The organism is Nonomuraea sp. NPDC001699, assembly GCF_053596455.1.
Genome location: NZ_JBSFGF010000033.1, coordinates 45,957 through 58,284 on the forward strand (window position 1 = coordinate 45,957; position 12,328 = coordinate 58,284).

At 71.2% G+C, this 12,328-nt stretch carries 13 protein-coding genes; 11 read left to right on the forward strand and 2 right to left on the reverse strand.

Annotated elements, in window-relative coordinates; translation table 11 throughout:
* The first annotated feature begins 165 nt into the window (after positions 1-165).
* Positions 166-2,652, forward strand: coding sequence for an FxSxx-COOH system tetratricopeptide repeat protein (gene fxsT / locus ACWCSU_RS48030; RefSeq protein WP_364101841.1), 2,487 nt, complete (start codon positions 166-168; stop codon positions 2,650-2,652).
* Here fxsT and ACWCSU_RS48035 read toward each other — a convergent pair.
* A complete protein-coding gene (locus ACWCSU_RS48035; RefSeq protein ID WP_449943242.1) occupies positions 2,649-3,935 on the reverse strand; it encodes an HEXXH motif domain-containing protein in 1,287 nt (428 codons plus the stop codon). The genes fxsT and ACWCSU_RS48035 overlap by 4 nt on opposite strands.
* On the reverse strand, positions 3,932-5,155 hold the full coding sequence (locus tag ACWCSU_RS48040; RefSeq protein WP_449943244.1) for an FxsB family cyclophane-forming radical SAM/SPASM peptide maturase: 1,224 nt from the start codon (positions 5,153-5,155) through the stop codon (positions 3,932-3,934). The genes ACWCSU_RS48035 and ACWCSU_RS48040 overlap by 4 nt, the downstream gene beginning before the upstream one ends.
* Before the next feature lie 320 nt (positions 5,156-5,475).
* Between ACWCSU_RS48040 and ACWCSU_RS48045 the strand changes: the two genes are divergently transcribed.
* From ACWCSU_RS48045 to ACWCSU_RS48090, 10 genes are read left to right on the forward strand one after another with little or no spacing between them, the layout of a single operon-like run.
* Positions 5,476-6,780, forward strand: coding sequence for a hypothetical protein (locus tag ACWCSU_RS48045; RefSeq protein WP_449943247.1), 1,305 nt, complete (start codon positions 5,476-5,478; stop codon positions 6,778-6,780).
* 13 nt (positions 6,781-6,793) lie between these two features.
* Positions 6,794-7,306, forward strand: a complete 513-nt coding sequence (locus tag ACWCSU_RS48050) for a hydrogenase maturation protease (RefSeq protein WP_449943250.1) — start codon at positions 6,794-6,796, stop codon at positions 7,304-7,306.
* Entirely contained in the window at positions 7,299-7,652 is a 354-nt protein-coding gene (locus ACWCSU_RS48055; protein ID WP_449943252.1) for a hydrogenase maturation nickel metallochaperone HypA, read from the forward strand. The genes ACWCSU_RS48050 and ACWCSU_RS48055 overlap by 8 nt, the downstream gene beginning before the upstream one ends.
* Positions 7,653-7,708: 56 nt before the next feature.
* Positions 7,709-8,749: an NADH-quinone oxidoreductase subunit B family protein gene (locus ACWCSU_RS48060; protein WP_449943255.1), complete on the forward strand. Its 1,041-nt coding sequence runs from the start codon at positions 7,709-7,711 to the stop codon at positions 8,747-8,749.
* Between the two features lie 33 nt (positions 8,750-8,782).
* A complete protein-coding gene (locus ACWCSU_RS48065) occupies positions 8,783-10,579 on the forward strand; it encodes a nickel-dependent hydrogenase large subunit (protein ID WP_357707654.1) in 1,797 nt (598 codons plus the stop codon).
* Positions 10,572-11,108: a NifU family protein gene (locus ACWCSU_RS48070; protein WP_449943257.1), complete on the forward strand. Its 537-nt coding sequence runs from the start codon at positions 10,572-10,574 to the stop codon at positions 11,106-11,108. The genes ACWCSU_RS48065 and ACWCSU_RS48070 overlap by 8 nt, the downstream gene beginning before the upstream one ends.
* Positions 11,105-11,698: a DUF5947 family protein gene (locus ACWCSU_RS48075; RefSeq protein ID WP_357707652.1), complete on the forward strand. Its 594-nt coding sequence runs from the start codon at positions 11,105-11,107 to the stop codon at positions 11,696-11,698. Before ACWCSU_RS48070 ends, ACWCSU_RS48075 begins: the two co-directional genes overlap by 4 nt.
* Positions 11,699-11,708: 10 nt before the next feature.
* On the forward strand, positions 11,709-11,918 hold the full coding sequence (locus ACWCSU_RS48080; RefSeq protein ID WP_357707651.1) for a hypothetical protein: 210 nt from the start codon (positions 11,709-11,711) through the stop codon (positions 11,916-11,918).
* A 16-nt stretch (positions 11,919-11,934) separates the two neighbouring features.
* The gene (locus ACWCSU_RS48085; protein ID WP_397044786.1) at positions 11,935-12,048 is read left to right on the forward strand and encodes a DUF6893 family small protein; all 114 of its coding nucleotides are present in this window, start codon (positions 11,935-11,937) and stop codon (positions 12,046-12,048) included.
* Positions 12,049-12,058: 10 nt separating this feature from the next.
* Positions 12,059-12,328: a HypC/HybG/HupF family hydrogenase formation chaperone gene (locus ACWCSU_RS48090; protein WP_449943260.1), complete on the forward strand. Its 270-nt coding sequence runs from the start codon at positions 12,059-12,061 to the stop codon at positions 12,326-12,328.

The following is a 12,328-nucleotide window of genomic DNA, read 5'->3' on the forward strand; positions in this document are numbered from 1 at the left end:
CCATTGGGCGATCCTTGCCTAGATAGACGTAACCTTCCGGGCGAAAGATAAATATATCAGAAGGTTATACCGAGATGTCCTTTTTGCCGACACTGGTGTGGCGGTGCGCTCCACAAGCGGGTTATTGCTACGATCGGAAGCGTGACGGGTTCGCGGGCTGCGGCCATGCCCAAAATTTGGGGCGACAAGATACCACCGCGCAATAAGAATTTCACGGGCCGAGAAGCCCTTCTTGAACAACTTCACGCTGGAATCGCCTCAGATGTCACAGCGGTCGTGCCGCACGCCCTGCACGGCATGGGCGGCGTCGGCAAGACCCAGGTGGCGGTGGAGTACGCCTGGCGCTACGCGGCCGACTACGACATCGTCTGGTGGATCGCCGCCGACCAGGCCCTTCTGGTGCCCGCCGCCCTGGCCGCCCTCGCCCCGCGGCTGGATCTCCCGCCGGTCAAGGCCGTCGGCATCGAGGACACCGCGGCCGCCGTTCTCGACGCGTTGCGCCGGGGCGAGCCCTCCGACCGCTGGCTGCTCATCTTCGACAACGCCGACCAGCCCGAAGACATCAACAGGCTGATCCCGCGCGGTCCGGGCCATGTGCTGATCACCTCGCGCAACCAGGAATGGCGCAGCGTCGTGGACACCGTCCCGGTCGACGTCTTCACCAAGGGCGAGAGCGTCCAGTTCCTCCACAAGCGGGTGTCGAACAAGTTGCAGGAGGCCGACGCCCGGCGCCTCGCCGAGGAGCTGGGGCACCTGCCGCTCGCCCTTGAGCAGGCCGGCGCCCTGCAGGCCGAGGCGGGAATGTCGGTGGAGGAGTACCTCCAGCAGCTCGCCCGGCACATGCCCGACACCCTCCAGGACCCCAAGCCGCTCGACTACCCGCGCTCGATGACGGCCGCCTGGAGACTGTCGGTCTCCCAGCTGGAGCAGCAGATGGCCGAGGCGGTCGACCTCCTGCGCTGCTGCGCCTTCTTCGGCCCCGACCCCATTCCGGTCGACGTCTTCCGCTGGGGCGCCGAAGGAGCCGGCCCGGGTCTGCAGGATCTCCTCGACAAGCCGTTGATGCGCAGCAAGGCGATCCGGGTCATCGGCCGCTACGCCCTCGCCGGGCTCGACCCGGAGAACCGCACGCTCCAGGTGCACCGGCTGATCCAGGCGCTGCTGCGCGCCGACCTGAACGACGAGGAGCAGGACCGCTTCAGGAAGGTGGTCCACCGGCTGCTGGCCAGCGCCCGGCCCGGAGACCCGGAGAACGAGGCCAACTGGCCGCGTTACAGCGAACTGGTGCGCCACATCGTGCCCTCGGAGGTGGCCTTCACCCGCGACCCCGAAGTGCGTGACTTCGCCCTGAACATGGTCCGCTACCTCTACCGGTCCGGGCAGCACCAGCTGGGCCTGTCCTTCGCCGGCGACTTCCTGCGGCAGTGGACCATCGACTCCGGCCCCGACGACCGCCATGTGATCGCCGCCCAGGCCCAGATGGGAAGCGTGCAGCGCGAGCTCGGCGACTACCCGGGGGCCTACGAGACCGACAGCGCGGCGTGGGAACGCGCGAAGCAGGTCCTCGGCGACGAGCACGAGATGTCGTTGTTCATCGCCCAGGGCCTCGGGGCCGACCTGCGCGCCCGGGGCGACTTCGCCGACGCGACCCGGCACGAGGAACAGGTCCTCCAGGCGCACGTCTCCGCCCTGGGCCGCACCCACCTCGAAGTGCTCAACGCCACCAACAACCTGGCGCTCGACTACGCCCTGATCAGCAACTACACCCGGGCCCGCTCGATGCACGAGGACGTCTACAACGCCTCCAGCAAGCGCACCGACGTGAGCAAGGTCTCGCACCTGATCTTCTGGGGCAACCTCGTCCGGGTGGTCCGGCTCTGCGGCGACTACGAGGAGGCCTGCGACCTCGCCGAGGAGGCGCACGCCTTCGGCGTCAAGGAGCTCGACGTCGAGCACTGGGTGACGCTGCGCACGGCCAAGGACTGGTCGATCGCGCTGCGGCGCTCAGGCCGCTACGACGAGGCCAGCGCCCTGGCCCAGGACGTGCTCGAACGCAGCACCCGGCTGTTCGGCCCGAGCCATCCCGACACCCTGGCCGCCGCCATGAACAACGCCAACGCCATGCGCACCACCGGCCGGATCAACGCGGCGTTCGACCTGGCCGCGCAGACCATGGAGCGCTACCCGGGGGCCTACCGTCCCGAGCACCCCTACAACCACGGCTGCGCCGGCAACCTGGCCCTCATGCACCGCGTGCGCGGCGACGCCGCCAGCGCCCGCAAGCTCAACGAGCAGTGCCTGGAGGCGCTCGACGCCAGGCTCACCCGCGACCACCACTACTCCCTCACCGTCGCCATCAACCTGGCCAGCGACCTGACCGCGCTCGGCGAGCTGACCCTCGCGCAGCGACTCGGCGACGACACCCACAAACGAACCAGGCAACTCCTCGGGGAGAGCCACCCGCTGACCCTGGGCTGCGCCGCCAACCTCTCCGTGATCCTGCGGCGGACCGGGTCCGAGGAGGAGGCCGACGCCCTCCTGTCCAGCACGCTCGTCCACTACGACCGCGTGCTCGGCCCCAACCACCCCGACGCGGTGGTGGCCAGGGAACAACGGCAGCTCGACTTCGACTTCGACCCGCCGCCGATCTAGACTCGCGGCTCGCCGTTCGCCAGCCGCCACCGGGTGAGGTGCCGCTCGGCCTGGTGGCGGGCGTTGGCCATGGCGGGTGCGGGCACGGGCTCGCCGAGCCAGGAGAGCAGCACCCGGCCCATGCCGGTGACGAAGCGCCGGCCTGCCGGGGTGAGCAGGCCGCTGTCCATCAGCGTGTCCACCGCCTTGCTGGTGCCGTCGCGCCAGCGCGCGAACTCGGCGTCGGCGTACAGGGCGATCTGCTGGTGCCGGCGTTGCCGCCGCCAGAACCCGCTGACGCCCAGGAACGCGTACGCGCCCTGGAGCAGCGCTGCCACGGGCCGTGGATCGTCGCGCCAGGGGGCGTAGAAGCGGCTGCGGTCGTCCGGCTCGGTCAGGCGGACGACCTCCTGCAGCGCGCCGAGCTTGGCGTGCTGGACCTCGTGGGCGAGCGCGGCGGCGAGCGTCAGGCCGTCCGGTGGGGCCGACACGCCGACGGCGCCGAAGGTCTCCGACGCCGTCCCGCTCACCTGCCCTCCTCGTTCGGGTTCGCGCAGCGGAGTGACCACGCGGTAGGCGAGCCGGATCTCGTCCGCCGTGGCGGGATGGTGGGCGGTGAGGATCTGCCACGCCTCGCGCAGCGCGGCCCGCCACCAGGGGAGCTCCTCGTCCGGCAACCGGCCCGCCACGTCGGCGGCCATCCGGTGCGGGTCGAGGTCGTCGACCATCAGTTCGAGCGTGTGGCCGTTCGCGGAAGCGGTCAGCCGGCGCAGCCCCCGCCAGCCCGGGGCGTCGCCGGAGGGCATGATCACGACATCTCCGACCCGCGCCCCCTCGGGCGTGGAACGCACCGTCACCCGGTCCTCCGCCACGGACGCCACGCCCAGCGACGGGAGCACCAGGGAACCGTCATGGGTGCTCACCTCGACGGACAGCGGGGCCCGCGCCCTGATCGCCGCGGCCGCCGCCAGCGCCGCCAGGCCGTCCGGACGGGCCCGCGCCGGGTCCCGTTCCAGCTCCATCACGGTCGTCCGCAACCAGGCCCCCACGGACGGGTAGCACAACACCGCCTCGACGGCCGCGGGCGCCTTGTCCTGGACGGCGGCCAGCAGCTCGTAGGCGTCCGCGGCGTCGCGTGCGCCCGGATGGCCGGCGGTCCGGGCGCCGAGCACGACTCCGCGCAGCAGCAACAGGTGTTTACTGCGTTCGATGGCGGCCAATTGGCGCATGGCCTCGGCCCCGCCTCCGCCGGACGCCATCAACGTGAACAGCTCGTCGGATATGCGATGCCTCCTGAAGCTCATCTGAACCTTTCCAGATCGGCTGCCACGGCTTTCCTGACGTGCCCGATGAGTTTCAACAAGTCAGGGCAGTAGACGGACGGATTCGCAAAACCCCGGCCCCGGTCGTAACGATGCGCGTAATAACCGCCGCCGCAAACGCTGCGCACCCGGCAGGAACGGCATTCCGGCGCCAGCGCCTGCTCCCCGATCTGCCGGGCGGCGGCGTCGGGCAGGAGCAGCGCCTCGTCGAAGGTGTTCCTGGAGACGTGCAGCCCGGTCGGGGGCGAGTCCGGGCGCAGGGATTTGACGGTGTCGGACAGCTCGATCGCGCCGTCGGTGTCTATCACCACGACGGTCACCGGCATCAGCCCGATGGACTCGTTGACCGACCGCCCGCCGAGCAGGAGCTGGATGATCTCGCTGAACAGGCGGATCTCGGTGTCCTTCCGGGGGGCGGCGTACCAGCGGTCGAAGACGGCGACGAGCCAGTCGGCGTACGGCGTGCGCGCGGATCCGCGGACCCGCCCCGGCGGCGGGGACGACCAGTCGCCCAGGGGCAGCAGGAAGTCCATCTTCGGCGGCTCGTGGCCGAGCAGCGCCTCGTAGGTGGTGACCGGGTCGTTCGCGAGGTCGACGGTGCACAGCAGGCCGCTGAACAGGTGCGGGAACGAGCCGCGCAGCAGGGCCAGCGAGCGGGCGACGGCGTCGTGGCTGCCCTTGCCGTTGGCGTACCGGCGGTGACGGTCGTGGGCGGCCCGGTCGCCGTCCAGGCTGACCGCCACCTTGATGTCCAGCTCGTCGAACGCGCGAAGGGATCGGGCGTCTAGCCGGACGCCGTTCGTCTGCACGCGGGCGTTCACCCGGGCCGTCCCGCCGACGGCCTCGCGCACGCCGGCGACGACGGCGCACAGGCGGTCGGGGCCGGCCAGGAGCGGTTCGCCTCCGTGCAGGATCAGCTCGACCGAGCGCAGCCCGTGGGTCTCGGCGTGCTCGGCGATCCGGTGGGCCGTCCAGGCCGCCGTCGAGGTGGACATGCGCATCGGCTGGTCACGCCAGCTCTGGTCGGCCATCTCGTACACGTAGCAGTAGTCGCACGCCAGGTCGCACCTGCTGTTGACCTTGACCACGAACTCGCCGAACGGGGTGGGCGTCCATCCGCCGGCGACGAGCGCGGGCACGTCCAGCGTCGCGGGCCACTCGGGTCGGCCGTCGCGCGGCATCGATCCGGAGTCCACTGCCACGCCTCGATCAACTCCCGAAGTGAGCATCCGGCCGCCGTCGCGCATTTGACCGACGTGCATAACCACTATGAGCGGGTAAAGCTGCGCAGTCAAACGATGTCACGGTCCATCCGGCACCCCGGAATACGGTGGCGAATTTGGAAAAGGAGGGCACGGGAGCGCGATTTGGCGCGGCGAAAGTCGCCGCGAAAGGCCCGGCCCGGCGGCGGGCCCAAGGCGGCGCTCGGCACAGGAATCGATCTCACCTCGCTAGGTGACTTCAGCACATACTGTACCGACTTACTTACCGTACGTGTGCATCTCTTGCTATACCGGACACCGTGGGCCCGGATGACACCTTCGACAGCGTCCGCGCGATCGCCGACGCGATCCTGTACGAGGGGTACCTGCTGTACCCCTACCGCCGCTCCTCCGGCAAGAACCGGGTCCGGTGGCAGTTCGGCGTGCTGCTGCCGCCCGCCTGGGCGCGGGCCCGGGGGCTCACCGGCGCGGGCGTGGCGGGCTCGGCCGAGTCGTGGTGCCAGCAGACGGAGTGCCTGCTCGAAGCGGCCGGTGAGGCCGCGGTCGAGCTGCGCGTCCGGTTCCTGCACCAGCAGCGGCGGCAGGTGCAGCGCCGGGACGCCGACGGCGCCTGGCGGCCGGTCGATTCCCTGGGGGACGGCCCCGCGCTGGAGCTGAGCTTCGACGAGGCCGTGCCGCGCGAGTTCGAGCTGCGTACCGGCACGGCGGAGCTGCTCGCGGGCGAGAGGCGGATCACCGTCGAAGTGCCGGCGGGCGAGGAGATCCGGCCGCTGGACGGCGGCCGGGTCCACGTCAGCCGGTCGGCGATCCGGGCGACGGTCGTCGTCTCGCTCACGCCGTGCGCGACGACGTCCCCGCTCCTGCGCCTGCGCTGCCGCGTCGAGAACGACGACCCGGCCACCCCGGCCGACGCCTGCCGCGAGGACGCGCTGCGCGCCTCGCTCCTGGGCTGCCACACCCTGCTCGCCACGCGCGGCGGCTCGTTCGTCTCGCTGCTCGACCCGCCGGAGTGGGCCGCGGCGGCGGCCCGCGGCTGCGTCAACGCGGGCACGTTCCCCGTGCTGGCCGGTGAGCCGGGCGGGCGGGACGTGGTGCTGTCCTCCCCGATCATCCTGTACGACCACCCGCGCGTGGCCCCCGAGAGCCCCGGCGACCTGCACGACGCCACGGAGATCGACGAGATCCTGTCACTGCGCACCCTCACGCTGACCGACGCCGAGAAGCGGGAGGCCCGCGCCACCGACGCGCGGGCCGCGGAGATCATCGACCGGGTCGACTCCATGCCGCCCGCCGCGCTGTCGCGGCTGCACGGCGCGGTCCGCTCCCGCCGTCCCGCGGCGGGCGCCCACGGCGTGACGGTCGCCGGGGTGGAGGTCTCGAAGGGCAGCCGGGTCAGGCTCCGGCCGCGACGGTCGGGCACCGACCCCCAGGACATGTTCCTCGACGGCAGGACCGGCCTGGTCGAGGACGTCCTGCAGGACGTGGACGACAGCTGGCACCTGGCCGTCACCGTCGAGGACGACCCGGGCGCCGACCTGAACCGCTGGTACGGGCGCTACCGCTACTTCACCCTCGACGAGGTCGAACCTCTGGAGACGACATGAGCATCGAGGCGAGATGAGCGCCGGTGGCTCCCGGAACGTGCTGGTGGCCGGCATCGGGAACGTGTTCCTGGGCGACGACGGCTTCGGCGTCGAGGTGGTCAGGCGTCTGGACCGGGCGGAGCTGCCCGTGACGGCCGACGTCGCCGACTACGGCATCCGCGGCGTGCACCTCGCCTACGAACTGCTGGACGGCCGCTACGACACCCTGATCCTGGTCGACGCCGTCCCGCTCGACGGCCCGCCGGGGACGCTGGCCGTCATCGAGGCCGACGACCGGCCGGCCGGGGGCGACGTGGCGATCGACGGGCACGGGCTGCATCCGGACGCCGTGATCCGGCTGCTGAACCACCTCGGCGGCGGCGTCGAGCGGGTCATGATCGTGGGCTGCCGGCCCGCGGTCCTGGACGAGGTGATGGGGCTGTCCGAACCGGTGGCCGCCGCCGTGGAGGAGGCCGTCCGCCTCGTCGCGGAGCTGGCCCGGCAGGAGGCGGCGGGGAACATCGAGAAGGAGACCACCGATGCATGAACTGGGACTGTGCGACGCGATCGTGGAGGCCGCGCTGGGACGGGCCGGCGGACGCCGGGTGGACGCGGTGCGCGTCCGCGTCGGCGGGCACCCGGTGGACCCGCGGGTCATCGACACGGGCTTCCGCCTGGCCGCCGCGGGCACCCTCGTCCAGGACGCGACCGTCGAACTGGTCACCGCGCCGTACGTGGTGCGCTGCGCGGGATGCGCGGCCGAGCAGGAGGCGCGGACCGCCACGGACCTGCTCGCCTGCCGGAGCTGCGGCGGGATGGACGTGGAGAGCGTCACGGACGAGAGCGTCGTGGTGGAGTCGATCACGTTCGCACCGGCCCCCGGGACCGCCTGACGGGCCTGCCGGCACCGGCCGGTGAACAGGCCGCCGACGTGAAGGAGAGAGGCGACATGGCCGACCAGACCAACGGATTCGACGAGATGCACATCTTGTGGATCTCCGAGGGCATGAGCTGCGACGGCGACACCGTCTCCGTGACGGCCGCGTCCCAGCCCGCCATCGAGGACGTCGTCACCGGACTCGTGCCGGGGCTGCCGAAGGTGCATCTGCACAACAAGGTCCTGTCGCCCACCGTGGGCGGGGAGGACTTCCTGGCCCCGTTCCGGGCCGCGGCGCGCGGCGAGCTGGAGCCGTTCATCTTCGTGCTGGAGGGGTCCGTCCCCAACGAGAGGATCAACGGAGAGGGCTACTGGACGTCGTTCGGCAACGACCCGGACACGGGCGAGCCGATGACCCTCAACACCTGGATCGACCTGCTCGCGCCCCACGCCTGGGCGGTCGTCGCGATCGGGACCTGCGCCACCTACGGCGGCATCCACGCCATGGCGGGCAACCCGACCGGCGCCATGGGCCTGGCCGACTACCTGGGCTGGGACTTCCGGTCGGCCGGCGGGCTGCCCATCGTCAACGTGCCGGGCTGCCCGGTGCAGCCGGAGAACTTCATGGAGACCCTCACCTGGGTCCTGCAGCACGCGGCCGGTTCGGCGCCGCCGCCGCCGCTGGACGCGCTGCTGCGTCCCCAGTGGCTGTTCGGCAGGACCGTGCACGAGGGCTGCGACCGGGCCGCGTACTACGAGCAGGCCGACTTCGCCAAGGACTACAACTCGCCCAAGTGCCAGGTGAAGGTCGGCTGCTGGGGCCCGGTCGTCAACTGCAACGTGCCCAAGCGCGGCTGGATGAACGGCGTGGGCGGCTGCCCGAACGTCGGCGGGATCTGCATCGGCTGCACGATGCCGGGCTTCCCCGACAAGTTCATGCCGTTCATGGACATGCCGCCGGGCAGCAGCCTGTCGTCGATGCTGATCAAGCCCTACGGGGCCTTCATCCGCCGCATGCGCGGCATCACCAACAACACCGCGAACGCCGAGCCGCGCTGGCGGCACAACCGTGACGCGCTGACCAGCGGCTTCGATCCGCGGTGGCGCCCGTAAGGGCCCACGACGCCAGAGAGGACACATCAGCACATGGCCATCTCCGAGCAGGAAGCGCCCGACCGGCGACCACCGGGGGAGCTCGTCGAGATGTCGTGGGATCCCATCACACGCATCATCGGCAACCTGGGCATCTACACGAAGATCGACTTCGCCAACCGGCGGGTCGCCGAGTGCCACAGCACCTCGTCGCTGTTCCGCGGCTACTCGGTGTTCATGAAGGGCAAGGACCCCAGGGACGCGGGCTTCATCACCAGCCGGATCTGCGGCATCTGCGGTGACAACCACACCACCTGCTCGGTGTACGCCCAGAACATGGCGTACGGCATCAAGACGCCGCCGATGGCCGAATGGATCGTCAACCTCGGCGAGGCGGCCGAGTACATGTTCGACCACACGATCTTCCAGGACAACCTCGTCTTCGTGGACTTCTGCGAGGCGATGGTCAAGGAGACCAACCCGACGCTGCTGGCGCGGGCCAGGACCACCGAGGCGCCCGGGGCGGCGATCCACGGCAAGCGCACGATCGCCGACATCATGGAGGCGTTCAACCCGTTCGAGGGCGACATCTACAAGGAGGCGCTGCGGGTCAGCCGCGTCACGCGGGAGATGTTCTGCCTGATGGAGGGGCGGCACGTGCACCCGTCGACGGTATATCCGGGCGGGGTCGGCACGATGCCGGAGCCGACGTTGTTCACCGACTACCTCTCGCGGCTGCTCGGCGTGGTGGACTTCGTCAAGAAGGCCGTCGCCCTGAACAACGACGTGTTCGACTTCTTCTACGAGGCGCTGCCCGGCTACGAGGAGGTCGGCCGCCGCCGGATCCTGCTCGGCTGCTGGGGCGCCTTCCAGGACCCGGCCGTGGTCGACTACCGCTACGAGACGATGAACGACTGGGGCAAGGCCATGTTCGTCACCCCGGGCATCGTGGTGGACGGCGAGCTGGTCACCAACAACCTCGTCGACATCAACCTCGGCATCCGCATCCTGCTCGGCAGCTCGTACTACGAGGACTGGACCGGCGAGGAGCCGTTCGTCACCCACGACCCGCTCGGCAACCCGGTCGACATGCGGCACCCGTGGAACCAGACGACCCTGCCGGCGCCGCAGAAACGCGACTTCGACGGCAACTACAGCTGGGTCATGAGCCCCCGGTGGTTCGACCGGCGCACCGGCGACCACCTGGCGCTCGACACCGGCGGCGGCGCCTTCGCCCGGCTGTACGTCACCGCCCTGTCGGGCATCGTGGACACCCCGTATGTGAAGGCGACGGGCTCGTCGGTGCAGATCTCGCTGCCGAAGGGACGCGACCTGCCGGAGACGACCCTGGAGTGGCGCATCCCGCCCTGGTCCAACGCCCTGGAGCGCAACCGGGCCCGGGTGTACTTCGTGGCCTACGCCGCGGCCATGGCGGTGTACTTCGTCGAGCAGGCCATGGAACGCATGCGCGCCGGGGACACCAAGGTGTTCACCGACTTCGCCGTGCCGGAGGAGGGCATCGGCGTCGGGTTCCACGAGGCGGTGCGCGGCGTGCTCTCCCACCACATGGTCATCCGGGACGGGAAGATCGCCAACTACCACCCGTACCCGCCCACGCCCTGGAACGGCAGCCCGCGCGACAGCTTCGGCACGCCCGGCCCGTACGAGGACGCCGTCCAGGACATGCCGATCTTCGAGGAGAACGGCCCGGACGACTTCAAGGGCGTCGACATCATGCGCGCGGTGCGCAGCTTCGACCCCTGCCTGCCCTGCGGCGTGCACATGTACGTCGGCAAGGGACGCACGGTGAAGAAGCTGCACTCGCCGATGTTCGGCGCGAGCCATGGCTGAGCCGGACCGCCTGGACGACCAGGCGGTGGCCCGCCTGCTGGAGCGGCTGGAGGAGACCCTGGGGCGGCTGGAGGGCACGCCCGGCCCGACGGCGGAGACGGCGCTCGACGCCGTCGCGATCCTCGCCGAGGTCTACGGCGAGGCCCTGGCCCGGGTCATGGACCGGGCCCCGGCCGGGTCCGCGGTCGCCGCCGCCCTGGCCGACGACGAGCTGCTCGGCCACCTGCTGGTCCTGCACGACATCCACCCCGAGCCGCTCCGGCGGCGGGTCGAGCGCGCGCTCGACGGCCTGGCCGGCGCCCTGCGTGCCCAGGGGGTGGAGGCGCGGCTCGCCGACGTGACGGACGACGTCGCGCGGGTGCGGCTGACAGGCGGCTGCTCGTCCGGGTCGGAGCCCGTACGGCGGGCCATCGAGCAGGCGGTGCGCGCCGTCGCGCCGGAGGTGGGGACGGTCGAGGTGAGCCGCGCCGCTCCGGTCGCCTTCGTCCCCGCCGACGCGCTGCTGGTCCGGCCCGGCGGCGCCGCGTGAGCACGTCCGCGCACGGCCGGCTGCTCAGGCGGACCGCGCGCCGCCGGGACGCGGGCGCGCGCTGCGAGCTGTGCGAGGCGCCGGTCCAGGGCGGGCACGGGCACGTCGTGGACACGCGTTCGGCGGAGGTGCTGTGCGCGTGCCGGGCGTGCGCGCTGCTGTTCGAGCCGGACGGCGACGGCCACTTCCTGCGGGTGCCCGAACGGCGGCTGCGGCTGACCGGGGTGCGGCCGGCCGACCTCGGCATCCCGGTCAGCCTGGCGTTCTTCGTGACCGCGCCCGACGGCTCGGCCACCGCGCACTACCCGAGCCCGCTGGGCGGCACCCGCAATGACCTGGACGCCGCGGCCTGGCAGGCGGTCGCCGCCCGCGCCGCGGAGCTGGGCACCATGCGGCCGATGGTCGAGGCGCTGCTCGTCAACGGCGTACGGGGGGCCGGGGAGTGCTGGCTGGTCCCGATCGACGACTGCTACCGGCTGATGGCCCTGGTACGAGGTGAATGGACCGGTATGTCAGGCGGCGATCAGGTATGGGCAAAGATCGCGCAGTATTTCGCCCAGCTCGACGACGCAGGGCATCGCCGGGGGTAGGACCCGCACCATGGCACACATCAAGGTGGGCAAGCCCGACGTCGCACCCGACGCGACGGCGCACGTCAAGGGTGTCGAGCAGGGCAACCGGCCCGGCGCGTACGAGCAGCAGGCGGGACACCACCGGGACGGCACGGCCGACGCCCGGCGCTCGACGGGGATCAGCCCCAAGAAGCACGACCCGATCCTGCCCGTCATGCCCAACCTCCCGCCAGGCTGAGAAAGAGGGAACAGACATGCGGCGACCACGTACGACGCTGCTGGCCGGGCTGGCCGGGGCGGTGCTCCTGGGGATGTTCTGGAAGGAACTCCCGGCGCTGAGGCGCTACATCAAGATCAAGCAGATGTGATCCCGGAACGATGTGTCTTGGCATCCCCGGGGAGATCGTCGAGCTGCTGCCGGACCGGGCCGACCTGGCCACCGTCGAGGTCGCCGGCGTACACCGCGCGATCAGCGTCGGCCTGCTGGACGGCCCGGTCCGGCCCGGTGACTGGGTCCTGGTGCACGTGGGCTTCGCGATGTCCAGGATCGACGAGAGCGAGGCCGCGGCGACGCTGGCGCTGCTGAACGGCCTCGGCCCCGCCTACACCGACGAGCTCCAGGCGCTCGCCGAATCCGACATCACGTGA

Bases quoted from the DNA above. Each gene is read 5' to 3' on its own strand.
- ACWCSU_RS48085 (WP_397044786.1), top strand. From the start codon at position 11,935: ATGCGGCGACCACGTACGACGCTGCTGGCCGGGCTGGCCGGGGCGGTG.
- fxsT (WP_364101841.1), top strand. From the start codon at position 166: ATGCCCAAAATTTGGGGCGACAAGATACCACCGCGCAATAAGAATTTC.
- ACWCSU_RS48035 (WP_449943242.1), bottom strand. From the start codon at position 3,935: ATGAGCTTCAGGAGGCATCGCATATCCGACGAGCTGTTCACGTTGATG.
- ACWCSU_RS48060 (WP_449943255.1), top strand. From the start codon at position 7,709: ATGGCCGACCAGACCAACGGATTCGACGAGATGCACATCTTGTGGATC.
- ACWCSU_RS48070 (WP_449943257.1), top strand. From the start codon at position 10,572: ATGGCTGAGCCGGACCGCCTGGACGACCAGGCGGTGGCCCGCCTGCTG.
- ACWCSU_RS48080 (WP_357707651.1), top strand. From the start codon at position 11,709: ATGGCACACATCAAGGTGGGCAAGCCCGACGTCGCACCCGACGCGACG.
- ACWCSU_RS48055 (WP_449943252.1), top strand. From the start codon at position 7,299: ATGCATGAACTGGGACTGTGCGACGCGATCGTGGAGGCCGCGCTGGGA.
- ACWCSU_RS48065 (WP_357707654.1), top strand. From the start codon at position 8,783: ATGGCCATCTCCGAGCAGGAAGCGCCCGACCGGCGACCACCGGGGGAG.
- ACWCSU_RS48090 (WP_449943260.1), top strand. From the start codon at position 12,059: ATGTGTCTTGGCATCCCCGGGGAGATCGTCGAGCTGCTGCCGGACCGG.
- ACWCSU_RS48050 (WP_449943250.1), top strand. From the start codon at position 6,794: ATGAGCGCCGGTGGCTCCCGGAACGTGCTGGTGGCCGGCATCGGGAAC.